The sequence below is a fragment of the Nocardioides marmorisolisilvae genome, assembly GCF_003725775.1.
GTDB classification, from domain to species: Bacteria; Actinomycetota; Actinomycetes; order Propionibacteriales; family Nocardioidaceae; genus Marmoricola; species Marmoricola marmorisolisilvae.
Genome location: NZ_RJSG01000003.1, coordinates 265,153 through 289,596, shown reverse-complemented (window position 1 = coordinate 289,596; position 24,444 = coordinate 265,153). Strand labels below are relative to the sequence as shown.

The window sequence follows — 24,444 nt, the reverse complement described above, 5'->3', positions numbered from 1 at the left end:
TGCGGCCACCGAGTTCGGGTCAGCCGGCGAGCGCGCGTCCGAGGCTGGTGAAGTACTCGGCGCGCAAACCCTCGCGGGCCCGGAGCGAGAGCTGCGCCGCTGCGTTCGGGCTGAGTCCCAGCGCCTGGGCGGTCTCGGCAAGGCTCCAGCCCTCGATGGTGCGCAGCCGCAGGACCTGCCGCCAGCGCTCCGGGAGCCGGCGGTACGCCTCTGCGGCTTCGCCGTGGGCCAACCGGTCGAGCCAGTCCTGGCTCTCCTCGGCGGTGTCCGCCCAACGAGCCACGTCCTCGACCAGGTGGACCGGGCGCTGCTTGCGCACGTGGTCGATGTTCAGGTTGCGGATCGTGGTGACCAGGTACGGGAGGAAGGACGCCTCCGGTCCGAGACCTCGGCGCAGCAGCTCGAGCACGCGGGTGAACGCCTCGGCTGCGTGCTCCTCGGCCAGGCCGTGACCGACGGTCGCCCCGGCGATGCGGACCGCCGTGCGGTGGTGCCGGCGGAACAGCACGCCGTACGCCGTCGGGTCGCCGCTGCGGACCAGGGTCAGCAGCTCGGTGTCGGTGAGGTCGTCGAGGTCGCGACCGGGGACAAGGGGTGAGGAGTTGTGCATCGGCTTCCAGACGGGTCGGTGGGTCGCGACCACTGTCGTGTTTTCCGGGTTCGTGCGGATGCGCCGAATTGCCTGTTTCTCATACCTGGTTCGCCGGACCGGCCGGGAGACCTGACACCATTCCGGGTGTGAGCGAAGTCCGCCCGAGGTCGGTGTACGCCGTCTGGCTGGTCGCTCTCGGCGTCTACCTGCTCGCCGTCTTCCATCGCTCCTCGCTGGCCGTCGCCGGCCTGGCCGCCACCGACCGGTTCGGCATCTCCGCCTCGCAGCTGGCGACCTTCACGATGCTCCAGCTGCTGGTCTACGCGCTGATGCAGATACCCGTGGGACTGCTCGTGGACCGGTTCGGCTCGCGCAGCGTGCTCACCGCCGGCGCTGTGCTCCTGACCTGTGCGCAGACCGGGTTCGCCTTCGCGGACAGCTACCCGCTCGCGCTGCTGGCCCGCGTCTTCGTGGGCATGGGGGACGCGATGACGTTCATCTGCGTGCTGCGCCTGGTCAACACGTGGTTCGAGCCGCGCCGGGTGCCGGTGATGATCCAGTTCACCGGTGTCCTCGGTCAGCTCGGCGCGATCATCGCGGCGGTGCCGATGACCTGGGCGCTCGGCCACCTCGGCTGGACGAAGTCGTACCTGATCGCCGCCTCGCTCGGCATCGTGATGACCACGCTCCTGCTGCTCGTCGTGCACGACGCCCCGGCCACCCGGAACCTGCGCGGCCAGGCGATGAACCTGACGGCGATGCGGGCCAGCCTGGCCGAGTCGTGGAGCCACCCCGGCACCCGGCTCGGTTTCTGGATGCACTTCACCACCCAGTTCAGCGCCACCGTCCTCGGGTTGCTGTGGGGGTTCCCGTTCCTGGTCAAGGGAGAGGGCCTGAGCAAGGACGCGGCCGGCGTCCTGCTGACCGTGATGGTGGTGGCGATCATGGGAACCGGTCCGCTGCTCGGCTGGCGCATCACGATCCGGCCGTGGCACCGCTCGACCCTGGTGCTGGGCATCGTCGCTGCGATCGTCACGGTCTGGACGATCGTGCTCAGCTGGCCCGGCGAGGCCCCGCTCTGGTTGCTGGTGGTGCTGGTCGTGGTCACCGGCGTCGGGGGCCCGGCCTCGGTGATCGGCTTCGACCTCGCCCGGACCTCGAACCCGCCGCACCGGCTGGCGAGCGCCACCGGGATCATCAACCAGGCCGGTTTCTTCGCGAGCCTGACGCTGGTGATCGCGATCGGAGTGATCCTCGACTGGCGCACCCCGGGGTCGTCGACCGACTACACGCCCGACGCGTTCCGCTGGGCGATGAGCTTCCAGTACGTCCTGTGGTCGGTCGGCCTGGTCCAGATCTGGCGCTACCGGGTCAAGGCACGGGCCCGGCTGCTGGCCGATGACCCGGACCTGTACGACGAGATGAAGCGGACGTTCTAGGCTCCACCGCATGCCCGTCAAGCCGCTCCTCGCCGCGCTCACGCTCGTCCTCGCCGTGGGCGCCACCGGCTGCGGCAAGGACGACCCGCAGCCGAAGGCCGATCCGACCTCGAGCAGCTCGGACCAGCCGACCGGCACCCCGACCGCGACCGACGAGCCGAGCGACGGCAGCACGCCCACCTCACCGGCAGTCGGCCTGCCGACGGACTTCCCGGCCCAGACGGAGGTGCCGGTGGTCTCGGGGGTGGTCACCAGCAAGAACAGCGGCACCCAGTCGACCGGACGGATGGGCTGGCAGATCGAGCTGCAGGCCGTAGGCACCCGGAAGGGCTGCTTCGACCGGGCTGCCGCCGCGCTGGTCGCCGCCGGGTTCGCCAAGCAGGCCGCGATGACCGCGGGCGACACCCTCCAGGCGCAGTACACCACCAAGAAGTGGGCGGTGATCATCTCGTCGCGCTCCGACGGGTCGAGCTGCCAGCTCGGCTACGAGGTCGGACAGCTCGCGGACTAGGTCGTCCCGCTTTGTAGGCTCGCTCCGTGAGCGGCGACCTGAACATCCCAACGGCCCCGGCGATCGACGGCGCCCAGCACATCCACTCCGGCAAGGTCCGCGACCTGTACCGGATGACCGAGGGCCCGCAGGCCGGTCGGCTGCTGATGGTCGCGAGCGACCGGATCTCGGCGTACGACTACGTGCTGGACAGCACCATCCCGGACAAGGGCACGATCCTGACCCGGATGTCGCTGTGGTGGTTCGACCAGCTGGCGAGCCTGATCCCGAACCACGTCGTCTCGACCGACGTGCCGGAATCGGTGCGCGGACGTGCGGTCTTCTGCGAGGAGCTCGCGATGTTCCCGGTCGAGTGCGTGGCACGCGGCTACCTGACCGGATCGGGCCTGCTCGACTACCGGGCCACCGGCGAGGTCTGCGGGATCGCGCTGCCCGAGGGGCTCGAGGACGGCAGCGCCCTGCCCGAGCCGATCTTCACGCCGGCCAGCAAGGCGGCCGTCGGCGACCACGACGAGAACGTCTCCTTCGACGCGGTGGTGACCGCGGTCGGAGCCGGAACCGCAGCGGCGCTGCGCGACCTGACCCTGTCGATCTACGGCCACGCCGAGGAGCTGGCCCGGATGCGCGGCATCATCCTGGCCGACACCAAGTTCGAGTTCGGCGCGCGTGCCGACGGGAGCATCGTGCTCGCCGACGAGGTGCTCACCCCGGACTCCAGCCGGTTCTGGCCCGCCGACCTCTGGCAGCCCGGCCGCGCCCAGCCGTCCTACGACAAGCAGATCGTCCGGGACTGGTTGACCTCTCCCGAGAGCGGCTGGGACCGGACGAGCGGCGAGCGTCCGCCGGCGCTGCCGCAACAGGTCATCGACCACACCCGGGCCCGGTACGTCGAGGCGTACGAATTGCTCACAGGCGAGTCGTTCTGATGGTTCTCCACAGGTCCGGTATCCGTGGTGGCCGAGCCCGACTGCCCGAACTTACGGTCCTGCCATGAACGACGCCCAGACGTGGACCTCACTCATCTTCCTGATGACGGCACTCATCAGTGTTCTCGGCTATGCGGCACGCAACATCGACCAGCGCTTCACCGAGGTAGGCCTCCGCTTCACCGAGGTTGACTGCCGCTTCACCGACGTTGACCGCCGCTTCACGGAGGTTGACCAGCGGTTCGACCTGGTCGACCAGCGGTTCGACCGTCTGGAGGCGCGCTTCGACCGGTTCGAGGCGAAGCTCGACGCGCGTTTCGATCGGCTGGATGCGCGGGTCGAAGGGCTGGATCGGGATGTCACTGCTCTGATGCGTCGAGGGCTCGGCGACCAATGATCTCGGTCCGCTTCGGCGTTCCCGCAGAGGTCGCCTTCGCCTTCCTCGTCGACCCGGCCAACCGTCCGCTCTGGCAGTCCTCGTTGCGCCGCGTCGAGGACGTCACGCCCGCCGAACCCGCCGTCGGTCAGACCTGGACCGACGTCACTGCGGCCGGCGTACGGCCTGCGATGGAGACCACCGAGCTGGTTCCGTCGACCCGCTGGACCGAGCGCGGCAGCTGGCACGGGATCATCGCCGAGCTGACCCTTCACGTCGAGCCTGTCGCGAGCGGATGCATCGTCACACCGGAGTTCCGGGTCCGCGGGAAGGGGCTGCTGAGTCCGCTCGGCCCGATGCTCACCTCGCTCGCCCGGCTCGCCGTACCGGGGGACCTGCGGCGCGCGGCTGGGCTGCTGGCACGCGAGCACGGCTGAAGATTGTTGCCGCTGCCCAAAGACTCCCGCCCCCTGCGTGGCTAGGTTTACCTCCATGCTGAACCTTTCGATCCTGCTCGAGGACTCCGCCCGCCAGTACCCCGACCGCGACGCCCTGGTTCTCGGCGACACCCGACTCACCTACGCCCAGGTCAACGCTGCTGCGAACCAGGTCGCGAACCTGCTCGTCGAGCGGGGGATCCAGCCCGGCGACAAGGTCGCGCTCAGCTGCCCGAACCTGCCCTACTTCCCGATCGTCTACTACGGGATCCTCAAGGCCGGCGGCGTCGTGGTGCCGCTCAACGTCCTGCTCAAGGGGCGCGAGGTCGCGTTCCACCTGACCGAGGCGGACGTGAAGGCGTACTTCTGCTTCCAGGGCACGCCGGACCTGGCCATCGGCGCCGAGGGTCACGCGGGCTTCGAGCAGGCCAAGGCCGACGGCAGCGGCATCGAGCACTTCTTCATGATCATGGCCGACCCGGCGGCGGCGTCCTCGATCGACGGCACCGAGACCCTCGGGCAGGCCCTCGCCGGGAAGTCGCCGGTCTTCGACGCGGTCGTCACCGAGGCGAGCGACACCGCGATCATCCTGTTCACCTCGGGCACCACCGGCCGGGCCAAGGGTGCCGAGCTGAGCCACTCGAACACGATGATGAACGTCGTCACGATGAACCGGCTCTTCGGCAACCAGCCGGCCAGCGACACCCACGTGCTCACCCTGCCGCTGTTCCACACCTTCGGCGCGACCGTGCAGATGCACGCCGGCTTCGCGACCGCGGCGACGCTGCTGCTGGTGCCGCGGTTCGATGCCGAGCAGGTGATCGGGCTGATGCAGAAGGAGGACGTCACCTTCTTCGCCGGGGTGCCGACGATGTGGTGGGGCCTGCTCGCCGCACTGGAGCAGGCCGGCGGCAGCGTCGACGTCGAGCGGATCGCGCGCAACCTGCGGATCGGTGCCTCGGGTGGTGCGAGCCTCCCGGTCGAGATCATCAGCAAGGTCAAGGAGAAGCTCGGCGTCACGATCCTCGAGGGCTACGGCCTCTCGGAGACCTCGCCGGTGGCGACGTTCTCCGACCCGGAGCAGGAGCCGCGGCCCGGCTCGATCGGCGTTCCGATCTGGGGCGTCGAGGTGAAGCTGATCAACGACGACTGGTCCGAGGTCACCGGCGTCGACGAGATCGGCGAGATCGCGATCAAGGGCCACAACATCATGAAGGGCTACTACGGGCGTCCCGAGGCGACCGCGGAGGCGATCCAGAACGGCTGGTTCCGCTCCGGCGACCTGGCCCGCCGCGACGCCGACGGCTTCTACTACATCGTCGACCGGTCCAAGGACATGATCATCCGCGGCGGCTTCAACGTGTACCCGCGCGAGATCGAGGAGGTCCTGATGACCCACCCCGACGTCTCCCTGGCAGCGGTCGTGGGCATCCCGCACGAGTCCCACGGCGAGGAGGTCAAGGCGTTCGTGATCCTGAACGCCGGGGCCGCGGTCACCGAGGAGGAGCTGGTGGCCTGGGGCAAGGAGCAGATGGCGTCGTACAAGTACCCGCGGCTGGTGACCTTCGTGGAGAGCCTGCCGATGACCGCCACCGGCAAGATCCTCAAGCGGGAGCTCGTCGACTGAGCGAAGGTTCGGACGACGCTTGGTCGAGCACTTAGGATTCTGGCGTGTTCTGGGGCTCGCAGGACGTCCCCGCGCACGTGGGGCGTCACAAGGCACCCCGTCCTGACCAAGTAGGGCGGGCGCTTCGGCGAGCCCTGATCGTGACGGTCGTACCGGGGCTCTTCCTCGGCCTGATCGGCTTCGGGGTGTTCTCGCTCAAGCGCGACAAGATCATCGACGTCGCGCTCGACCCGACCGCCCTGCTCTGGGTCGTCGTGGTGATCGGCGTGGTCTGGTCGCTGTGGGTCTCGCTGATCTGGAAGATCTACGCCCGCAACCGCTCGCGCACCGCGACGCTGCCGTTCCGCGTCCTCGGAGCCGCCGGCGTCGGCCTGATGTGCCTCGCGGTGAGCGCGCCGATGGCCGTCGGAGCCCGGTACGCCGTGGTGCAGCGCGACGTCGTGCACACCGTCTTCGGCACCCACGAGAGCGCCACCACTCCCAAGCAGGTCACCAAGGCCAACCCGTGGGGGCACCGCGACCGGGTCAACGTGCTCCTCCTCGGCGGGGACGGCGGCATCGACCGCCAGGGCATCCGCACCGACTCGGTGATCCTGGCGAGCATCTCGGTGAAGACCGGGAGCACCACGCTGTTCAGCTTCCCGCGCAACCTGCAGAACGTGCCCTTCAAGGCCGGGTCACCGCTGGCGAAGCTCTACCCCAGCGGTTTCACCGACGGGACCCCGAACAACGCCGAGTACTTCCTCAACGCGGTCTACCGGAACATCCCGGCCCTGCACCCGGGCGTCCTCGGCAAGACCGACAACGAGGGCGCGGACGCGGTCAAGCTCGCGGTCGAGGGTGCGACCGGCATCCCGGTCGACTACTACGTGCTGGTCAACCTCGACGGCTTCTCGAAGCTGGTCGACGTGCTCGGCGGCATCACGGTGAACATCAACGAGCCGATCCCGATGGGCGGCAACACCGACCTGCACATTCCCCCGAAGAAGTACCTCCAGCCCGGCCCGAACCGGACCCTGAACGGCTACCAGGCGCTCTGGTACACCCGCGGACGCTACGGCTCCACCGACTACAAGCGGATGGCCCGGCAGCGCTGCGCGATCAACGCGATCGTCAAGAAGGCCAGCCCGGCGCTGATGTTGCGCAAGTACGTCGCCCTGGCCGAGGCCAGCAAGGACATCGTCCGCACCGACATCCCGTCCCGCCTGCTCCACGCGTTCGTCGACCTGGCAGGCCTGGTCAAGGGGAAGCCGATCCGGTCCGTCGGCTTCGAGCGCAGTGCGGCCTTCGACCCCAACGACCCGGACTTCGCCTACGTGCGGGCGGCGGTCTACAAAGCGCTGCACCCGACCGTGCACCACTCCTCGACGGGCGGCGCGACGTCCTCGGGAGGATCGGGCGACAGCGTGGCGGGAGACCCGGGGGACACGACCCCGAGCAAGGCCAGCGACACCAACGCGGACTGCGCCTACCACCCGGTGGCCCAGTAGACCTAGGGTCGGGCCATGGGCAACGACTACTTCGTCTCCTCCTCCACGGTGGTACCGGTCACGCCGGACGTGGCCTTCCAGGGTCTGCTGGACGCACCGCTCGAGCGGCTCTTCCCGCACCGGTCCGGCCCACTGCCCTCGATCGCCCGGTGCGAGGGCCAGGTCGGCGCCTGGAGCGAGGTCGGCCAGACGCGCAACGTCGTGCTCTCCGACGGCACCGGCAACCTCGAGACGCTGGTCGGCCTGTCCCGCCCGAGCGACTACCGCTACCGGATCACCGGCATCGAGGGGCCGTTCAAGCTGCTGGTCTCCTCGATCGACGGGCGGTTCACCTTCGAGCCCGAGGGCGACGGCACCCGCGCCACCTGGAGCTGGACGCTGCACGGCCGGAACGTCGGGGCGCGGCTGGCCTATCCCGCGCTCGGATTCTTCTGGCGCCGCTGGGCCGCCCGGATGTGGCCGAACTTCGCCGGCCTGGTGACCACCTGACGGAGTGACCCCGCGGCGACCCTTAGACTTGGCGCGTCGCCCGTGTTCGTCCCTCCAAGGAGTAGCCCCGTGGCCCGTGTCGTCGTCGACGTCATGCCCAAGCCCGAGATCCTCGACCCGCAGGGCAAGGCCGTGCTCGGCGCGCTTCCCCGGCTCGGGTTCTCCGGAGTCACCGAGGTCCGCCAGGGCAAGCGGTTCGAGCTCGAGATCGACGGCGAGGTCACCCCGGAGCGGCTGGCCGAGGTCGAGAAGATGGCCGAGACCCTGCTCTCCAACCCGGTGATCGAGGACTTCGCCGTCCGGGTCGTCTCGTGAAGGTCGGGGTCGTCACCTTCCCCGGTTCGCTAGACGACGCCGACGCGCGCCGCGCGGTCCGGCACGCCGGCCACGACGCGGTCGCGCTCTGGCACGGCGACCACGACCTCAAGGGCGTCGACGCGGTGCTGCTCCCCGGCGGCTTCTCCTACGGCGACTACCTGCGCTGCGGCGCGATCGCACGGTTCGCGCCGGTGATGTCCGAGGTCGTCGACGCGGCCAAGGGCGGGATGCCGGTCCTCGGCATCTGCAACGGCTTCCAGATCCTCTGCGAGTCGCACCTGCTGCCCGGCGCGCTGATCCGCAACGACCACCGCAAGTTCGGCTGCCTCGACCAGCGCCTGGTCATCGAGAACAACAAGACCGCCTGGACGAACTCCTACGAGGCCGGCCAGGAGGTCACCATCGTCCTGAAGAACGGCGAGGGGTCCTTCGTCGCGGACGAGAAGACGCTGGACATGCTCGAGGCCGAGGGCCGGGTCGTCGCCCGCTACGTCGGCAACCCGAACGGATCGCAGCGCGCGATCGCCGGGATCAGCAACGAGGCCGGCAACGTCGTCGGGCTGATGCCGCACCCCGAGCACGCCATCGAGGACCTCTGCGGTCCCGGCAGCGACGGGCTCGGGTTCTTCACGTCCCTGTCCTAGACGCGCCCCTTCGCCAGGTAGCGCCAGGTCTTGGCCCCGACGGTTCCGGTCGCCCGGATCCCGACCCGGCGCTGGTAGGTCTTCACGGCCCGCTGCGTCGCGCGGTCGTAGCGCCCGGTGATGTAGACGCCGTACACCCCGGCAGCGTGCAGGGCGCGCTGCACGCGGACGACGTCGGCACCGCGCACGCCGCGCCTGAGCCACGAGGTGTGGTTGCCGGTGACGAGGAGCGAGACCCAGTCGCCGCGGGTCATCGTCGTACGCACCTTGCGGTCCGAGCCGGACTGCAGCTTGTTCACGCTGAACGCCGTACGACGTCCCCAGTAGCCGTTGACGTCGTGCGGGTACAGGCCGTTCTGCTTGAGCACGCACTGGAGCCGGGCGTGCAGGTTCTCGCGCCGGAACACGCCCGTCGAGAAGTAGGTCGCGAGGTTGAGCCGCCGGGTCGTGCAGAGGCGGTCAGCCACCGGGTTCTGCACCTCCGGGGTGCTGCCGCCGGGCAGGTAGACCCAGTGGGCCTGGTGCTTCCTCGTCGCGTGGTGCTTCGGGTGCTGCGCCTTGGTGTGGTGCTTCGTGGTGTGGTGCACCTTCGCGTGGTGGGTCGCCTTCCGCGTCCGGTGGACCCGCAGGTCGACGTAGTTGCTGTCGATGTTGATGGCGACGCCGCCGTGGCGCTCGGTGTGGCCGCCGCGGTACTGCTTGACCCGGGAGTTGGTCCAGCTGCCGGCGTGCAGGTAGGACGAGTGCGTGTTCGCCCGGCCGTTCCAGTCGGCGACCCAGATCTGCTGGGGGAGGGTCAGCCCGGAGCGAGCCCACCGGGCGCGGTCGAGGAGCTTGATCCCGGAGGATGCGCTGGAGTAGACGCCGGAGACGTACCCGTGCGACCGCAGCCCCTGCGTCCAGGACGACAGGAAGCGCAGCGAGGAGTTGCGGCACGACGCCGAGCGGGTGCTGAACGCCTCCAGGTCGTAGAAGATCGTGCTGCCGCGCGACAGCCCGAGCCTCCGGGCGGCGCGGACGGCCGACCTCGCCTCGGCGCGACCCTGGGCCCGGGCCCTGGCGTAGCTGCGGCGCGGGTTCGCGCTGATCCGGTGACCGCGCAGGTGGGCGTGCCGGTTGCACGAGGCCTGCGGGCCGACGTGGATCGGCAGCAGCTTCCACCCGTGGGCGAGCTGCTTCCGCACCCAGGTCCGGGTCAGGTGGCGCTGGTGGCAGGCGCGGGAAGCACCCGAGATGTAGACGCCCACGCCGCGGTACGGCGAGTGCCGGCGCCACACGTTCATCGCACGCTGCGATGGTGCGGAGCACTGGTCGAAGGCCTTGCCCGTGAAGTTGCCGGGCGTGGCCGGATTGCCGCCGGCGTCGGCGGTCGAGATCCCCGGTCCGAGCAGGACCGATCCGACGAGCAGGACGATGACGGCGGCGGAGATCCGCCGCGACGGTGTGAAAGACACTGTTCCCCCAAAAGCGACAAAAGCGCGTTCACGCTATGTCGCGTTCCGGGGTGCGGCTGAGGAATCGGCTATCTCGTCGTTATAACTCGGCCGCTCCGGAATTCGGTGACTGTCACCAGTGGCCGGCGACCAGGGAGCGCCAGGTGATCGCGGCGATGATGCCCGCGGACGGCGAGATGTGGTTCGCCTTCTGGTAGGCCGCCGCCGCCCGCTGGGTCGCCGCGTTGTAGGTGCCCGTGATCGACAGCTCCGCCGAGGTCGCGGCGTTCAGCGCGCGCTGGGCCCGGATCACGTCCCAGCCCTTCACCCCGGGCTTGAGCGTCGTGCGCTGGGTGCCGGCGCTGAGCAGCGCGACCCAGTCGGACCGGCTGAACGACGCCGCCTGGGTGTGGTGCACCTTGACCTGGAACGCCTGCACCGCGGTGGTGGTGGCGTTGTTCCAGGCGCCGGTCACGGTCGCGGTGTAATAGCCGTTCTTCTTCAGCAGGCACTGCAGCGGCGTGACCAGGGTGCGGTTGATGTCGGGGGTGGTGAACCGGTAGCTCGACCGGTTCATGTCGCTGCTCGTGCACTTCGGGAACCCGTGCAGGTCGAGGTAGTTGCTGTCGACGGTCATGGTCACTCCGCCGTACGACGCGCTGTGGCCTCCGTGGTACTGGTGCAGCCGCCGTCCCGGCCAGCCGTCGGAGCGGATGTAGGTCGAGGACGTGTTCCGCTTGTCGTTCCAGTCCGCGATCCAGATGTAGGTCGGGAGCGGGACGGTGTTGCTCGCACTGACCCGGGCGTCGTCGAGCATCTTGATGCCCGTCGATGCGCTGGAGTACATGCCCGAGGCGTAGCCGAGGCTCTTGAGCTCGGAGGTCCAGGCGCCGATGAACCGGAGCGCCGAGCTGCGGCAGGCCGAGTTCCCGATGTTGAAGCTCTCGAGGTCGTAGAAGATCGTGCTGTGCCGCGGGAGCGCGAGCTTCTTCGCGGCCGCCACCGCGGTCCGCGCCTCGTCGATCCCCTGGGAGCGCGCGTAGGAGTAGTTGTTGGCCGGCAACGCGCTGATCCGGTGAGCCTGGTAGCGCTCGACCGTGGTGCAGTTGGCCTGGCGACCGAGGTGGATCGGCAGCAGGCGCCAGCCGGCGGCGAGCTGGGTGTGCACCCAGGTGGGCGTCAGGTTCGGCTGGTCGCTGCAGTAGCGCAGCACCCCGGACATGTAGACACCGACGGCGCGGAAGGGCGAGGACTTGCGCCAGGCGGTCATCGCCGACTGGCTCGGGGTCTCGCAGCGGTCGAAGCCGTAGCCGGTGATCGGGCCGGGGGTGACCGGGTTCGCGTAGGCCACCGGAGCGAGCTCCGGGGTCGAGCCGGACAGCGCCAGGGCGGCTGCCAGGACGGCAGCGCCGACGACGGTCGTGGTGGTGGCCTGCCGCACCGAGGCGAACAGGGATGTGGGGGAAAGCACGAACCAGCTCCAAGCGGGGGAAGTCGCGGGGATCCCGGCCACGATAACCCGGGCCCGACCGGATAGATTTGGTGCGACATCCCCCGAGCCCGGAGCACTTTTTCGTGTCTGTAGCCCGCACCGCCCTCGACACCGTCGCCGCCGCTTCGCAGGATCCGGACCGGGAGCAGCCCTGGGCCGACCTCGGGCTGAAGGCCGACGAGTACGCCCGTATCCGCGAGATCCTCGGTCGCCGCCCGACCAGCTCCGAGCTGGCGATGTACTCGGTGATGTGGAGCGAGCACTGCTCCTACAAGTCCACCAAGGTGCACCTCAAGCAGTTCTCCGAGATCCCGCAGGAGACCCCGGTCGGCAAGATGCTGGCCGGCATCGGCGAGAACGCGGGCGTGATCGACGTCGGTCAGGGTTACGCGGTCACCTTCAAGGTCGAGTCGCACAACCACCCGTCGTTCGTGGAGCCGTACCAGGGTGCGGCCACCGGCGTCGGCGGCATCGTCCGCGACATCCTGGCGATGGGTGCCCGTCCGGTCGCGGTGATGGACCCGCTGCGCTTCGGCCCGCTCGACGCCCCCGACACGCACCGGGTGCTGCCCGGGATCGTGGCCGGCGTCGGAGGCTACGGCAACTGCCTCGGCCTGCCGAACATCGGCGGCGAGGCCGTCTTCGACTCCACCTACCTGGGCAACCCGCTGGTCAACGCGCTCTGCGTCGGCGTGCTCAAGCACGAGGACCTGCACCTGGCCAAGGCGTCCGGTGTCGGCAACCAGGTGATCCTGTACGGCGCCCGCACCGGCGGCGACGGCATCGGCGGTGTCTCGGTGCTGGCCTCCGAGACCTTCGACGCGGACGGTCCGGCCAAGCGCCCCAGCGTCCAGGTCGGCGACCCGTTCATGGAGAAGCTGCTCATCGAGTGCACCCTGGAGATCTTCGCGGCCGGTCTGGTCGCGGGCATCCAGGACCTCGGCGGCGCGGGCCTGTCCTGCGCGACCTCCGAGCTTGCCAGCGCGGGCGACGGCGGCATGCACGTCGAGCTCGACCGGGTGCCGCTGCGTGACTCCACGCTCGCCCCGGAGGAGATCCTGATGAGCGAGTCGCAGGAGCGGATGATGGCGGTCGTCGAGCCCGCCGACGTCGACGCCTTCATGGCGATCTGCGAGAAGTGGGACGTGGAAGCGGTCGTGATCGGTGAGGTCACGGACTCGGGCCGCCTGCACATCGACTGGCACGGCGAACGCGTCGTCGACGTGCCGCCGCGCTCGGTCGCCCACGACGGTCCGACGTACAACCGGCCCTACGCCCGCCCAGACTGGCAGGACGCGCTGCAGGCCGACGGCGCCGAGGCGCTGGCCCGGCCCGTCACCGGCGACGAGCTGCGCGCGACCGTGCTGACGCTGGCCGCCAGCCCAAACCTGTGCGACAAGTCCTGGATCACCGACCAGTACGACCGCTACGTGCTCGGCAACACCGTGCTCGCCCAGCCGAGCGACAGCGGCATGATCCGTATCGAGGAGGAGACGAACCTCGGCGTCGCGGTCTCGACCGACTGCAACGGCCGCTTCGCCAAGCTCGACCCGTACGCCGGCGCGCAGCTCGCCCTGGCCGAGTCCTACCGCAACGTCGCCACCGGTGGCGCCAAACCGCTGGCGATCAGCGACTGCCTGAACTTCGGTTCACCGGAGGACCCGGACGTGATGTGGCAGTTCGCCGAGGCGTGCCGGGGCCTGAAGGACGGCTGCCTCGAGCTCGGCATCCCGGTGACGGGCGGCAACGTCAGCCTCTACAACCAGACCGGCGAGACCGCGATCCTGCCGACGCCGGTCGTCGCCGTCCTCGGCGTCATCGAGGACGTCACGAAGCGCACGCCGACCGGCTTCCAGGCCGAGGGTGAGGTCGTCTTCCTGCTCGGCGAGACCCGCGAGGAGCTGTCCGGCTCGGAGTGGGCGCACGTCGTGCACGGACACCTCGGCGGCACGCCGCCGACGGTCGACCTGGCCGGGGAGAAGGCGCTGGCCGAGCTCCTCGCCGCCGGCGTCGGGATGCTGACCTCCGCGCACGACGTCTCCGAGGGTGGGCTCGCGCAGACCCTGGTCGAGTCGACGCTGCGCCACGACATCGGCGTGGTCACCACGCTGTCCGGGGACGCCTTCACCGCGCTGTTCAGCGAGTCGGCCGGCCGCGTCGTCGTCACCGTCGACTCCGGTGACGCGGACGCGCTGCGGACGCTCGCCTCCGACCACGGCGTGGTCGCGACCCCGATCGGTGTCACCGCCGGCGGTGCGCTGGTCGTCGACGGTCAATTCGAGATCCCGCTCGCCGAGCTGCGTGCTGCCTGGTCGGCGACCCTGCCGGCCGCCCTCGGCAGCTGACGTCCTGCGCTGGTTGAGCCTGTCGAAACCATGGACCGCGACGAGCAGAAGCGACTGACCAAGCACTACCTCGCCGTGCTCGCGGCCCGGGCGCCCGGCTACTCGGTCGAGGTGCGGGTGCCGCCGTTCGGCGCCGTGCAGGCCGTCGAGGGCGGCCGGCACACCCGGGGCACCCCGCGGGCAGTCGTCGAGACCGACCCGGAGACCTGGCTGGCGCTCGCCGAAGGAACGCTGTCCTGGGCAGAGGCGATCGGATCCGGCAAGGTGCACGCCTCGGGCGAGCGCACCGACCTGTCGGGCTACCTGCCCCTCAACGAGTGACGCGTCACTCGAGCACGTCGGCGTCGGAGTTGAGCGCCAGGTAGTCGGCGATCCGGTCCTGGCGCAACGCGTCCCACAGGGCCTGGTCCTTGGCCGGGTCCAGGTGGATCACGTCGGCGCCGTTCACCGTGCCGTTCGGCTTGGCCGCGACCGGCACCGTCAGGAACGTCGTGTTGGTGGTGCGCAGCTTCCGCATCGACCAGATCTGGCCGATCATCCCGGGGTACCCGAAGCCCTTCTCCAGGGTGAGGTGACCCGCGGTCGAGCGCAGCACCTTGTTGACCCGGAACGGGTTGGTCAGCTTGCCGCCGTCGACGGCGCCCCGCATCAGCGCGCGCATCACGCCCTGCTCGCGCTCGACGCGGTCGAGGTCCTTGCGCGGCAGGCACGGCTCGAGCGCCATGTAGTCCAGCGCCTGCTGGCCGTCGAGCCGGCGCAGCCCGGGCGGGATGCCGCACGCCTCGCGCGGAACGTCGACCACGATGCCGCCGACCTCGTCGGTGATCTCGCGCAGCCCGTTGAGATCCATCACGGCGACGTGGTCGAGGCGGACGCCGGTGAGCTGCTCGATGGTGCGGACGTAGAGCTTCTCGCCGCCGGTGTCGTAGGCCTGCCCGAGCCGGCCGTCGCCGTGGCCCGGGATCGGCACCAGGCTCGAGCCGGGGATCGAGATCACGAACATCGCCCGGTTGTTGCGGGTCAGGTGCAGCAGCATCACCAGGTCGCTGCGGTGCAGGGCGGCCTGCCAGCCGGTCCCGGTGGTGACGGCGTCCGGCTCGCTCGGGTTGCTGCCGACGAGCAGGATCGTCTCGCCCGGGGTGTTCAGGCCGGCCTGACCGGCGACCGCCGGCATCCGGCTGAGCCCGCCGAAGGTCCAGTAGAACCAGAAGCCGAAGAGCACCAGGAAGGTGGCGAAGCCGACGCCGGCGATCTTCCACCAGCGGCGGTGCCGGCGTTGGGCGCGGACCTTCGCCTTGTGCCGCTCCTTGCGCTCGTGGCGACGGTCGCGCTCCTCGTCGGAGAGCTGCGGGGCGTCGAGCCACTTGAGGTCGGCGTCGTTGATCAGCTCGACCTGCGGCGGGGCCTCGGGGAGCTCGTCGGCCACCGACGGTGTCGGTGCGGCACTGGCCTCGGGAGCGGCGTCGGGCTCCGGTGCCGGGACCTCCGCGTTCGGGGTCGGCTCAACGCCGTCCGTCTCCTCCGGCGGATCTTGCGTCACGGTGAGTGCCCCCCGTTGGGCGTTCAGGGTGGTGGTTTTCTGTCCGACGAAACCCTACGGCCTCGGGTGTGCGCGGTCGGTGAGGCCGTCCCGACCACAGCGAATCTCGTACCAGCACCTAATGTGTCGGGCATGAGTCTCGACGATCTCCGCGCCCGCGTGTCCGCGGTCCTTCCCGGCATCCGCAGCGACCTCGAGGACCTGGTCAGGATCCAGTCGGTCAGCGCGGACCCGGCCCGCTCCGGCGAGGTCGAGCGCAGCGCGCAGGCCGTGCTGGCGCTCTTCGAGGCGGAGGGCTTCACCGCCCGGATCGCGCGCGCCTTCGACGGCGCGCCGCCGGCCGTGATCGCGCACAAACCCGGCCCGGAGGGCTCGCCGACGGTGCTGCTCTACGCGCACCACGACGTGCAGCCGGAGAACGACCCGGCCGAGTGGGACAGCCCGCCGTACGAGCCGACCGAGCGCAACGGCCGCCTCTACGGCCGCGGCGCCGCCGACGACAAGGCCGGCATCGCCGCGCACCTGGCGGCGATCCGGGCCCTCGGCGACGACCTGCCCGTCGGCGTCGTGCTGTTCTGCGAGGGCGAGGAGGAGGTCGGCTCCGACACCCTGTCCGACCTGCTCGCGCAGGAGAAGGACTCGCTCTCGGCCGACGTGATCGTCATCGCCGACAGCGGCAACTGGGACATCGGCATCCCGGCGCTGACCACCAGCCTGCGTGGCCTGGTCCGGGTCGACGTCGAGGTCCGCACCCTGACGCACGCGGTGCACTCCGGCATGTGGGGCGGCCTTGTGCCGGACTCGCTGATGACCCTGGCGCGGCTGATCGCCAGCTTGCACGACGACGAGGGCAACGTGGTCGTCGAGGGTCTGAAGTCCGGCCCGGCCGACGACGTCGAGTACCCGGAGGAGAAGCTGCGCGCCGAGTCCGGTGCGCTGGCGAGCATCCGCTGGATCGGCTCCGGCCCGATCGTCGAGCGGCTCTGGACCAAGCCGGCGATCAGCATCACCGGTCTGGACGCCCCGCAGGTCTTCGGCGCCAGCAACACCCTGGTCCCCTCGGCCAGGGCCCGCATCACGCTGCGGACCGCTCCAGCGGACAACACCGAGAACGCGCTGGCCCGGCTGCTCGAGCACCTCGAGAAGCACACTCCGTGGGGCGCCGAGCTCACCGCGACCGTCGTCGACACCGGCGAGGCCACCGCGATCAAGGCCGACGGACCGGCGTACGACATCGCCCGGGACGCCTTCACCCAGGCCTGGGACGGGGTCCGGCCGATCGACATGGGGGTGGGCGGCTCGATCCCGTTCATCGCCGAGTTCCTGGACGCGTTCCCGCAGGCCAGCGTGCTGGTCACCGGGGTCGAGGACCCCGACACCCGGGCCCACGGAGCCAACGAGGGACTGCACCTGGCGGAGTTCGAGCGGGTCTGTCTCGCCGAGACGCTGCTGCTGTCCAACCTGGCCTCGCTGAGCAAGTAGACTCACTCCCGTGGCCCGCGGGGATGGACGACTGACGCACGAGCTCGACCCGACCGACCGCGGACCCCAGGACGCCTGTGGCGTCTTCGGTGTCTGGGCTCCCGGCGAGGACGTCGCCAAGCTCGCCTACTACGGCATCTACGCGCTCCAGCACCGCGGCCAGGAATCAGCCGGCATCGCCGTCAGCAACGGTCGCCAGATCCTGGTCTACAAGGACATGGGCCTGGTCTCGCAGGTCTTCGACGAGTCCACGCTGTCGTCGCTGAAGGGTCACCTCGCGATCGGCCACGCGCGCTACTCGACCACCGGCGCGAGCACCTGGCACAACGCCCAGCCGACGTTCCGGCCCACGGCGCACGGCTCCATCGCGCTCGGTCACAACGGCAACCTGATCAACACCCGCGACCTCGCGCAGATGGTCGCGGACCTGCCGAGCGACACCGGTGAGCTCGACATCCACGCCCGCAACCTCGAGACCAGCACCAACGACACCTCGCTGGTCACCGCGCTGCTCGCGTACCACCCGGACCAGTCGCTGGAGGACCGCGCGGCCGAGCTGCTGCCGCAGGTGAAGGGTGCCTACTCGTTCGTCTGGATGGACGAGGGCACCCTGTACGCCGCCCGCGACCCGCAGGGCATCCGACCGCTCGTGCTCGGACGTCTCGAGCGCGGCTGGGTGGTCGCCTCGGAGACCGCGGCGCTGGACATCGTCGGCGCCTCCTACATCCGCGAGATCGAGCCGGGCGAGATGGTCGCCGTCGACGAGGACGGACTGCGCAGCCGCCGCTTCGCCGACGCCGCGCCGAAGGGCTGCCTCTTCGAGTTCGTCTACCTGGCCCGACCGGACACGATCATCTCCGACCAGCGGGTGCACAGCGTCCGCGTGGAGATCGGCCGCAAGCTGGCCCGCTCGTTCCCCGCCGATGCCGACCTGGTGATCCCGGTGCCGGAGTCCGGTACGCCGGCCGCGATCGGCTACGCCGAGGCGAGCGGCATCCCCTACGGTGTCGGCCTGGTCAAGAACTCCTACGTCGGCCGCACCTTCATCCAGCCGAGCCAGACGATCCGCCAGCTCGGCATCCGGCTCAAGCTGAACCCGTTGCGCGACGTGATCGAGGGCAAGCGACTGGTCGTCGTCGACGACTCGATCGTGCGCGGCAACACCCAGCGCGCGCTGATCCGGATGCTCCGCGAGGCCGGCGCCCGCGAGGTGCACGTGCGCATCTCCTCGCCGCCGGTGAAGTGGCCGTGCTTCTACGGCATCGACTTCGCCACCCGCGCCGAGCTGATCGCGAACGGGCTCTCGACCGAGGAGATCTGCGCGTCGATCGGCGCCGACTCCCTCGCCTACATCTCCCTGGAGGAGCTCACCGAGGCGACGACGGTGGCCTCGCCCAACCTGTGCCGCGCCTGCTTCGACGGCGAGTACCCGATCCCGCTCCCCGAGCCCGAGCTGCTCGGCAAGCACCTGCTCGAGGTCGAGGCCGTCGTGCCCGACCGCGCCCTGGACGTCGACGGGCTGGCAGCGTCGCTGGCCGGCGGCGGCGCCGCTGACGCTCTCGAACGACCGTAAGGGAACCCATGTCCACGTACGAAGCCGCCGGCGTCTCGATCGAGGCCGGCGACAAGGCCGTCGAGCTGATGAAGGTCTGGATCGAGAAGGCGCGCCGACCCGAGATGATGGGCGGCATCGGTGGCTTCGCCGGCCTCTTCGACGCGAGTGCGCTGAAGGCCTACGACCACCCGGTCCTGGCGACCTCGACCGACGGCGTCGGCACCAAGGTCGCGATCGCCCAGGCGCTCGACAAGCACGACACGATCGGGTTCGACCTGGTCGGCATGGTCGTCGACGACCTCGTCGTGTGCGGTGCCGAGCCGTTGTTCATGACCGACTACATCGCGACCGGCAAGGTGATCCCGGAGCGGATCGCCGCCATCGTCCAGGGCATCGCGGAAGCCTGCGTCGAGGCCGGCTGCGCGCTCTCCGGTGGTGAGACCGCTGAGCACCCGGGCCTGCTCGCCGCCGACGAGTACGACGTGGCCGGCGCCGCGACCGGCGTGGTCGACAAGGACAAGATCCTCGGCGCCCCGCTGGTGAAGCCGGGCGACGTCGTCGTCGCGATGGCGTCCAGCGGCCTGCACTCCAACGGCTACTCACTCGTGCGGCACGTCCTCCTGAACACCGCCAAGCGGTCGCTCACCGAGCACGTCGACGACCTGGGCCGCACGCTGGGGGAGGAGCTCCTTGAGCCGACCCGGATCTACGCGAAGGCCTGCCTCGACCTGGCCCGGCGTACCGGGGTGCACGCGATGTCGCACATCACCGGCGGCGGCCTCGCCTCCAACCTCGAGCGGGTGCTGCCCGAGGACGTCACCGTGACCCTGGACCGCTCCACCTGGGCGCTGCCGCCGATCTTCTCGCTGGTCGCCGAGACCGGGAACGTGCAGCGGGCCGACCTGGAGCAGACGCTGAACTGCGGCGTCGGCATGGTGGCACTGGTGCCCGCTGACGAGGCCGACGCGGCCGTCCGCCTGCTCGCCGAGCACGACCTCCCGGCCTGGGTGGCCGGCGAGGTCAGCGCGGCCGTCGACGGCGCCGCAGGGGCGGTTCGGCTGGTCGGCGACCACGCCTGAGACGCGGATCTCACGAAGCGGGCGCGCCGCATCGCGGATCCGGTGTGCGGGAATGGTGCTCGGGCAGGTACGGTTGGCCCCACGAGAGATGAAACCCGCCGGCTGCGAGAGCGCCGGCCATGTGCGCGAGGGGGTCGACCCAATGGGACGCGGCCGAGCTAAGGCAAAGCAGACCAAAGTTGCCCGTGATCTGAAGTACCGCACTCACGAGACGGACTTCGGTGCGCTCGCGAGCGAGCTTCACGGCGAGGAGCGCACCTCCTCCGAGGCCTCCGAGACGGAGACCGACGGCTACGACGACTGGGCGGACTACTCGCCCTCGTCCTCGCGCGACTGACCCCAGGTCAGTTCCCGGGTGTGCCCGGGTCGTGCGGGACGTGCCGAAATAGGTACTGACCGGGCCCGTACGATCCATTACCGCCTGGGTTACGCGTGGTCTGCCCGTTTTGTTCCGCGGTCTAGACCGAAAACCCGATGTCCGTTTGGTCTGCTTTACACAAGTTCCCGCGAGTGTCATGCTCGTCGTGTCGTTCAGTAGTACAGACCCAGACGAGGTGCCCAAAATGCAGCACAACTCCGAAACCGAGACCCTCCTGACGCCTGCCGAGGTGGCCGCGATGTTCCGCGTCGACCCGAAGACCGTCACCCGCTGGGCCAAGGCCGGCAAGTTGAGCGCGATCCGCACGCTCGGCGGCCACCGTCGCTACCGCGAGGCCGAGGTCAAGGAGCTGCTCGGCGGCGTCATCCCGACGCAGCGCGGCGCAGCGGACTGATCTGCCAGCAACGCTCAAGTTCTTCAGCCGGACCCGACACCTGGTGGTGTCGGGTTCGTGCGTTTCAGGACGTAGGTCCCGGCCAACCTGTCCGCCGAAAGGTCACCCGCGTACGTCGAGAAGTCACCCGGGTACGTCGAACGGTCACCTCGCCGGACCTCCCGGCACCAGCACTGCCCTTGAGTCGTTGACGACGATCGACGTATACAAGTGACCGCTCGCGCGTACGCGACCGACCGTTCGTGCGTGCGCGAGTGACGGTTCGACGTCAGAACGTGCCGTGCCGACCGCTTCCGCCGGCGAAGCGCGCCGCACCGTCGAGCGCCTCGGCGAGCACCGTCGGGATGCCGTGCTCCAGCTCGACCGTGATGGCTTCGGCCTCGGTCATCGACCACTGCCCGCGGGCGCTGGCGCGGTCGCTGCGGACGCACAGCTGCGGGAACGCGGCGATCTCCAGGGCGAGGCGACGCGCTGCCTCGAGCGCGGTGCCGGTCGGCACGACCCGGTTCACCAGGCCGATGGCGAGCGCCTCGTCCGCCTCGACCGGGCGACCGGTGAGGATCAGGTCCATCGCGCGGGACTCGCCGATCAGCCGCGGCAGCCGGACGGTGCCACCGTCGATGAGGGGGACGCCCCACCTCCGGCAGAAGACACCGAGCACCGCGTCGGCAGCCGCGACCCGCAGGTCGCACCAGAGTGCGAGCTCGATGCCGCCCGCCACCGCGTAGCCCTCGATGGCGGCGATCACCGGCTTGGAGAGGTCCATCCGGCTCGGGCCCATCGGCCCGTCACCGTCCCGTTCCAAGCGGTTGCTGTTCTCGGTGCCCATCGCCTTGAGGTCGGCGCCGGCGCAGAAGGTGCCCCCCGCGCCGGTGAGGATCGCGACCGACAACGAGTCGTCCGCGTCGAAGGCCCGGAACGCGTCCGCCAGCGCCTGCGCCGTGGGCCCGTCCACGGCGTTGCGCGCCTCGGGCCGGTCGATGGTGACGACGGCGATGCCGTCAGCGGTGTCGAAGTGCACGCTCATGCGTGCTATTCAACAGGCGCGGAACGCCCGCGTCATGCAGCGCTCTTGCTGAACCGGTCCCAGAAACGGTGCGGGCGGTCGGTCAGCGGTGCGGGCTTCACGCCGAGACTCTCGACGAGCTCGGCGGCGACCTTGCGCCCCAGCGCGATGTGCTCGGCGCTCCGGCTGAAGTCGATCATCCCGGTGCCGAGGTCCGGAGCGGTCAGGTGGTGCACCTCCACGTCCGGGCCGAGGTCCGGCATCGGACGGACCCGGACGGCGATGCCCAGGCTGGCGATCAGGATCTCGATCGGCGTACGGGCGCGCGGGATGCGGACCGGCACCGTCGCGTCCAGCACGAAGACCCGGGTGGGGGCGAGCGCGACCGTCCCGGCGACCGGGATCAGGTCCGCGACGCCGCCGTCGACGTGGGTGCTGCGGGCACCGTCCTCGTCGACGAGCTCGACCGGTTCGAACACGCCGGGAACGGCGGCCGAGGCCAGCAGGATCTTCTCGATCGGACCACGGTCGTGGTACTTCGCGGCGCAGCTGGCCAACGGCGTCGTGGTGATCCGGACCGGGACGGTGAGCTCCTCCAGGTTGCGCACCGGCACCCAGGCGTGGATCAGCGAGCTCAGCGCGTAGGAGTCGAAGAGGTAGGAGTGCCGGCGGGCCAGGTGGGAGAGACGCGTCCAGTTGCCGCCCGGAAAGATGTCCCGGGTCTGCAGGCGCAGCCACTGGTCGGCGAGCTTGCTCACCCGCTCGGGGCCCGGCTGCCAGCCCATGAACGCGGCGTTCAGCGCGCCGACCGACGAGCCGACCAGACCGTCGGGGACGATGCCCGCCTCGATCAGGGTCTGCATCATCCCGACCTGCACCGCGCCGCGGGACGCGCCACCGGAGAGGACGAAGACGTCCCGGGTGTTCTTGGTGACCTTCTGCTCGTTCATGGCACCTCCTTGTGCCGTGGTGCTGCTCGGATCCTCCGTGGTGATAACAGAGTTCATCGGTTTCCCTATGTCCGAATTGAGCCTTTTGATACTATTCCCCACAGATGTATCAGTCGTCGGCCGATAGGTCTCATGAGAAGAGTGACCGCCGAGATGCTGCATCCAGGGACCTAGGGGAGGGGTCGACATGAACGAGAACGGAACAGTTGCGGAACCGGGCGGCGTAGACGTCGCCACCTGGGACGGCGAGGCAGCCGTCAGCTACCACGACGAGGTCTGGTCGGCCTGGCTCCACGGCACGGTCGCGGCGGTGCACGACGCCGGACGCCTGCTGCTGCTCGTGCCGGTCGCGATCCTCACGCCGGCGGCCGTTGCGCTGGCGATGCGGCTGTACAGCGTCGGGTCCGTGAAGGTCCTCGACTGAGCCGAACCTAGGCTCGTCGTCATGGACGACAGCCCGAGGCGCGACCTGCGCGCCTTCATCCCGGGGTTCGCGTTCATCGTCGTGCTCGCAGGCGCACTCGCCCTGGCGCCCTCACTGGTGCCCGGCCCGATCCGCGACGCGCTGGGGTTCGGCCACCACCGGCTTCTCCCCGAGGTCGAGGTCACCGGCACCGGCAGCTACGCCTTCCTCTCCCACCAGAAGGGCGATCGGGACGACCCGGTCGGGTACGACCCGTGCAAGCCCGTGAAGGTGCGCATCAATCCGCAGGACGCACCCACGGGCTACCTGGCGTTGGTGAAGGACGCGATGGCGGAGGTCAGTCGCGACACCGGCCTCGAGCTCGAGTACGTCGGCACCACCGAGGACCGGCCGCACTGGGAGAACGAGTACATCCCGTCGTTCCTGGGCGAGCCACGGCGTACGCCGGCGCTGGTGTCCTTCGCCAGCCCGAGCGAGGTGCCGCAGCTCGCCGGCCGGGTCGCCGGCATCGGGGGCAGCGTCGCGGTCTCGGTCCAGGGTGGTCGCTTCCGCTACGTCACCGGCGGCGTGACGCTCGACCGTGCGGTCTTCCGCGACCTCGCCAGGACCGCGGACGGCCGCCGAGAGGCGCGCGCGATCGTGCTGCACGAGCTCGGCCACCTGGTCGGACTGGCGCACGTGAAGGACAGCGGCGAGCTGATGAACGCCGAGAACGTCGGGCTGCTCGACTTCGGGCCGGGCGACCTCGCCGGCCTGGCGAAGGTCGGCGCTACGCCCTGCGCGTAGCTCTGCCGAGCAGGTTCCAGGTGAGGGACAGCGCCACCAGCAGGAAGGCGCCGATCATGGTGGCGACCACTGCTGTCTGGCTGAAGAACATCCCGATCCCCGGGTCGGGCGCGTTGATGCCCGCCGCGACTCCGGACGCGAGGGTGAGCCCGACGACCACGACCAGGGCCCGTACGCCGAGCGCCGGCACGGCGACCGGGTGCGGCCGCGGCTCGCGCCCCCGCAGCACGAGGGCGCCCCAGAGCGCGCAGATCGTCATCCCGGCGACGCTCGAGACGTACTGCGCCCAGTGGTACCCGTGCAACCGTCCGTGCTGCTCCTGCAGCCACGCGATGTGCCGCACCCCCCACCGGTTGTGGTGGGTGAACAGGTCCCAGACGACGTGGGTCACCGATCCGGCGAGGACGGCCGGGACCGCTAGCCGCCACTGCTGGCGGGAGTAGCGGGCACGCGGGTCGAGACGGTCGCGGATCGCGGCGGGCATCACGTCGACGAGCGGGTCGCGCAGGACCGCGAACCAGAACGCCACGGCGAGCAGGCCGAACGCCAGGTCGACGGTGACGATGCCGGGCGCGCTGTGCGTGAAGTTGTACGGGCGGCCGTAGGCGTCGAAGAACACCGGTACGTCGGGCGACATCGCCCCGGCCACCATCGCCGCCACCGGGAGCGGGGTGCGCGGCAGCAGCAGGACCGCTGCCGGGTGGGCGAGGGTGAAGGGCACGCTGGAAGC

At 70.1% G+C, this 24,444-nt stretch carries 26 protein-coding genes; 19 read left to right on the top strand and 7 right to left on the bottom strand.

All coding sequences use genetic code 11. The features are described from left to right. Positions 1 to 19: 19 nt before the first annotated feature. Entirely contained in the window at positions 20 to 643 is a 624-nt protein-coding gene (locus EFL95_RS16830; RefSeq protein ID WP_123235256.1) for an RNA polymerase sigma factor, read from the bottom strand. A 95-nt stretch (positions 644 to 738) separates the two neighbouring features. On the opposite strand from EFL95_RS16830, the gene EFL95_RS16825 reads away from it, so the two are divergent. From EFL95_RS16825 to purQ, 10 genes are all read left to right on the top strand, one after another. After that, positions 739 to 2,031, top strand: a complete 1,293-nt coding sequence (locus EFL95_RS16825) for an MFS transporter (protein WP_123235255.1) — start codon at positions 739 to 741, stop codon at positions 2,029 to 2,031. A 10-nt stretch (positions 2,032 to 2,041) separates the two neighbouring features. Then, positions 2,042 to 2,542, top strand: a complete 501-nt coding sequence (locus EFL95_RS16820; protein WP_123235254.1) for a hypothetical protein — start codon at positions 2,042 to 2,044, stop codon at positions 2,540 to 2,542. A gap of 26 nt (positions 2,543 to 2,568) precedes the next feature. Further along, positions 2,569 to 3,468: a phosphoribosylaminoimidazolesuccinocarboxamide synthase gene (locus tag EFL95_RS16815; protein ID WP_123235253.1), complete on the top strand. Its 900-nt coding sequence runs from the start codon at positions 2,569 to 2,571 to the stop codon at positions 3,466 to 3,468. A 64-nt stretch (positions 3,469 to 3,532) separates the two neighbouring features. After that, positions 3,533 to 3,865: a hypothetical protein gene (locus EFL95_RS16810; RefSeq protein ID WP_123235252.1), complete on the top strand. Its 333-nt coding sequence runs from the start codon at positions 3,533 to 3,535 to the stop codon at positions 3,863 to 3,865. Beyond that, on the top strand, positions 3,862 to 4,281 hold the full coding sequence (locus tag EFL95_RS16805; RefSeq protein WP_123235251.1) for an SRPBCC family protein: 420 nt from the start codon (positions 3,862 to 3,864) through the stop codon (positions 4,279 to 4,281). The genes EFL95_RS16810 and EFL95_RS16805 overlap by 4 nt, the downstream gene beginning before the upstream one ends. 55 nt (positions 4,282 to 4,336) lie before the next feature. Beyond that, complete coding sequence (locus EFL95_RS16800; protein ID WP_123235250.1) at positions 4,337 to 5,908, top strand: long-chain-fatty-acid--CoA ligase; 1,572 nt, start codon at positions 4,337 to 4,339, stop codon at positions 5,906 to 5,908. A 140-nt stretch (positions 5,909 to 6,048) separates the two neighbouring features. Then, positions 6,049 to 7,398, top strand: a complete 1,350-nt coding sequence (locus tag EFL95_RS16795; protein ID WP_123235249.1) for an LCP family protein — start codon at positions 6,049 to 6,051, stop codon at positions 7,396 to 7,398. A gap of 15 nt (positions 7,399 to 7,413) precedes the next feature. Next, a complete protein-coding gene (locus EFL95_RS16790; protein WP_123235248.1) occupies positions 7,414 to 7,887 on the top strand; it encodes an SRPBCC family protein in 474 nt (157 codons plus the stop codon). A gap of 69 nt (positions 7,888 to 7,956) precedes the next feature. Then, positions 7,957 to 8,202: a phosphoribosylformylglycinamidine synthase subunit PurS gene (purS, locus tag EFL95_RS16785; RefSeq protein ID WP_123235247.1), complete on the top strand. Its 246-nt coding sequence runs from the start codon at positions 7,957 to 7,959 to the stop codon at positions 8,200 to 8,202. Continuing rightward, positions 8,199 to 8,849, top strand: coding sequence for a phosphoribosylformylglycinamidine synthase subunit PurQ (gene purQ, locus EFL95_RS16780; protein ID WP_123235246.1), 651 nt, complete (start codon positions 8,199 to 8,201; stop codon positions 8,847 to 8,849). Before purS ends, purQ begins: the two co-directional genes overlap by 4 nt. On the opposite strand, the gene EFL95_RS16775 is transcribed toward purQ, so the two are convergent. Together EFL95_RS16775 and EFL95_RS16770 are read right to left on the bottom strand one after the other, a co-directional pair. Next, positions 8,846 to 10,303: a glycoside hydrolase domain-containing protein gene (locus tag EFL95_RS16775; RefSeq protein WP_123235245.1), complete on the bottom strand. Its 1,458-nt coding sequence runs from the start codon at positions 10,301 to 10,303 to the stop codon at positions 8,846 to 8,848. The genes purQ and EFL95_RS16775 overlap by 4 nt on opposite strands. A 112-nt stretch (positions 10,304 to 10,415) precedes the next feature. After that, entirely contained in the window at positions 10,416 to 11,753 is a 1,338-nt protein-coding gene (locus EFL95_RS16770) for a glycoside hydrolase domain-containing protein (protein ID WP_148045091.1), read from the bottom strand. A gap of 104 nt (positions 11,754 to 11,857) precedes the next feature. Here EFL95_RS16770 and purL point away from each other — a divergent pair, with 104 nt between their 5' ends. Then, complete coding sequence (purL, locus tag EFL95_RS16765) at positions 11,858 to 14,119, top strand: phosphoribosylformylglycinamidine synthase subunit PurL (RefSeq protein ID WP_123235243.1); 2,262 nt, start codon at positions 11,858 to 11,860, stop codon at positions 14,117 to 14,119. A gap of 30 nt (positions 14,120 to 14,149) precedes the next feature. Further along, positions 14,150 to 14,440, top strand: coding sequence for a sterol carrier family protein (locus tag EFL95_RS16760; protein ID WP_183407234.1), 291 nt, complete (start codon positions 14,150 to 14,152; stop codon positions 14,438 to 14,440). 4 nt (positions 14,441 to 14,444) lie between these two features. Here the strand turns inward: EFL95_RS16760 and EFL95_RS16755 are convergent, their stop codons facing one another. Next, the gene (locus EFL95_RS16755) at positions 14,445 to 15,659 is read right to left on the bottom strand and encodes an LCP family protein (RefSeq protein ID WP_123235242.1); all 1,215 of its coding nucleotides are present in this window, start codon (positions 15,657 to 15,659) and stop codon (positions 14,445 to 14,447) included. A 132-nt stretch (positions 15,660 to 15,791) separates the two neighbouring features. On the opposite strand from EFL95_RS16755, the gene EFL95_RS16750 reads away from it, so the two are divergent. From EFL95_RS16750 to EFL95_RS16730, 5 genes are all read left to right on the top strand, one after another. After that, a complete protein-coding gene (locus EFL95_RS16750; protein WP_123235241.1) occupies positions 15,792 to 17,141 on the top strand; it encodes a dipeptidase in 1,350 nt (449 codons plus the stop codon). Between the two features lie 10 nt (positions 17,142 to 17,151). Then, a complete protein-coding gene (purF, locus tag EFL95_RS16745) occupies positions 17,152 to 18,714 on the top strand; it encodes an amidophosphoribosyltransferase (RefSeq protein ID WP_123235240.1) in 1,563 nt (520 codons plus the stop codon). A gap of 8 nt (positions 18,715 to 18,722) precedes the next feature. Beyond that, a complete protein-coding gene (gene purM / locus EFL95_RS16740) occupies positions 18,723 to 19,775 on the top strand; it encodes a phosphoribosylformylglycinamidine cyclo-ligase (RefSeq protein WP_123235239.1) in 1,053 nt (350 codons plus the stop codon). Positions 19,776 to 19,917: 142 nt separating this feature from the next. Continuing rightward, positions 19,918 to 20,112 (top strand): DUF3073 domain-containing protein, encoded by a 195-nt coding sequence (locus EFL95_RS16735; RefSeq protein ID WP_123235397.1) that lies wholly within the window; start codon positions 19,918 to 19,920, stop codon positions 20,110 to 20,112. Positions 20,113 to 20,338: 226 nt separating this feature from the next. Continuing rightward, complete coding sequence (locus EFL95_RS16730; RefSeq protein ID WP_123229164.1) at positions 20,339 to 20,548, top strand: BldC family transcriptional regulator; 210 nt, start codon at positions 20,339 to 20,341, stop codon at positions 20,546 to 20,548. Positions 20,549 to 20,816: 268 nt separating this feature from the next. On the opposite strand, the gene EFL95_RS16725 is transcribed toward EFL95_RS16730, so the two are convergent. Together EFL95_RS16725 and EFL95_RS16720 are read right to left on the bottom strand one after the other, a co-directional pair. Continuing rightward, entirely contained in the window at positions 20,817 to 21,575 is a 759-nt protein-coding gene (locus tag EFL95_RS16725; protein ID WP_123235238.1) for a crotonase/enoyl-CoA hydratase family protein, read from the bottom strand. Between the two features lie 32 nt (positions 21,576 to 21,607). After that, positions 21,608 to 22,504, bottom strand: coding sequence for a patatin-like phospholipase family protein (locus EFL95_RS16720; protein WP_183407233.1), 897 nt, complete (start codon positions 22,502 to 22,504; stop codon positions 21,608 to 21,610). A gap of 187 nt (positions 22,505 to 22,691) precedes the next feature. Here EFL95_RS16720 and EFL95_RS16715 point away from each other — a divergent pair, with 187 nt between their 5' ends. Both EFL95_RS16715 and EFL95_RS16710 read left to right on the top strand, forming a co-directional pair. Next, positions 22,692 to 22,928 carry a hypothetical protein gene (locus EFL95_RS16715; protein WP_123235236.1) on the top strand — a complete coding sequence of 79 codons (237 nt, stop codon included), beginning with the start codon at positions 22,692 to 22,694 and terminating at the stop codon, positions 22,926 to 22,928. 21 nt (positions 22,929 to 22,949) lie between these two features. Beyond that, positions 22,950 to 23,714 (top strand): zinc metalloprotease, encoded by a 765-nt coding sequence (locus tag EFL95_RS16710; RefSeq protein ID WP_123235235.1) that lies wholly within the window; start codon positions 22,950 to 22,952, stop codon positions 23,712 to 23,714. Here EFL95_RS16710 and EFL95_RS16705 read toward each other — a convergent pair. Continuing rightward, positions 23,698 to 24,435, bottom strand: a complete 738-nt coding sequence (locus EFL95_RS16705; protein WP_123235234.1) for a DUF4184 family protein — start codon at positions 24,433 to 24,435, stop codon at positions 23,698 to 23,700. The genes EFL95_RS16710 and EFL95_RS16705 overlap by 17 nt on opposite strands. Positions 24,436 to 24,444 lie beyond the last annotated feature (9 nt).

Bases quoted from the DNA above. Each gene is read 5' to 3' on its own strand.
- EFL95_RS16820 (WP_123235254.1), top strand. From the start codon at position 2,042: ATGCCCGTCAAGCCGCTCCTCGCCGCGCTCACGCTCGTCCTCGCCGTG.
- EFL95_RS16810 (WP_123235252.1), top strand. From the start codon at position 3,533: ATGAACGACGCCCAGACGTGGACCTCACTCATCTTCCTGATGACGGCA.
- EFL95_RS16805 (WP_123235251.1), top strand. From the start codon at position 3,862: ATGATCTCGGTCCGCTTCGGCGTTCCCGCAGAGGTCGCCTTCGCCTTC.
- EFL95_RS16800 (WP_123235250.1), top strand. From the start codon at position 4,337: ATGCTGAACCTTTCGATCCTGCTCGAGGACTCCGCCCGCCAGTACCCC.
- EFL95_RS16790 (WP_123235248.1), top strand. From the start codon at position 7,414: ATGGGCAACGACTACTTCGTCTCCTCCTCCACGGTGGTACCGGTCACG.
- EFL95_RS16760 (WP_183407234.1), top strand. From the start codon at position 14,150: ATGGACCGCGACGAGCAGAAGCGACTGACCAAGCACTACCTCGCCGTG.
- EFL95_RS16750 (WP_123235241.1), top strand. From the start codon at position 15,792: ATGAGTCTCGACGATCTCCGCGCCCGCGTGTCCGCGGTCCTTCCCGGC.
- purM (WP_123235239.1), top strand. From the start codon at position 18,723: ATGTCCACGTACGAAGCCGCCGGCGTCTCGATCGAGGCCGGCGACAAG.
- EFL95_RS16735 (WP_123235397.1), top strand. From the start codon at position 19,918: ATGGGACGCGGCCGAGCTAAGGCAAAGCAGACCAAAGTTGCCCGTGAT.
- EFL95_RS16730 (WP_123229164.1), top strand. From the start codon at position 20,339: ATGCAGCACAACTCCGAAACCGAGACCCTCCTGACGCCTGCCGAGGTG.
- EFL95_RS16725 (WP_123235238.1), bottom strand. From the start codon at position 21,575: ATGAGCGTGCACTTCGACACCGCTGACGGCATCGCCGTCGTCACCATC.
- EFL95_RS16720 (WP_183407233.1), bottom strand. From the start codon at position 22,504: ATGAACGAGCAGAAGGTCACCAAGAACACCCGGGACGTCTTCGTCCTC.
- EFL95_RS16715 (WP_123235236.1), top strand. From the start codon at position 22,692: ATGAACGAGAACGGAACAGTTGCGGAACCGGGCGGCGTAGACGTCGCC.
- EFL95_RS16710 (WP_123235235.1), top strand. From the start codon at position 22,950: ATGGACGACAGCCCGAGGCGCGACCTGCGCGCCTTCATCCCGGGGTTC.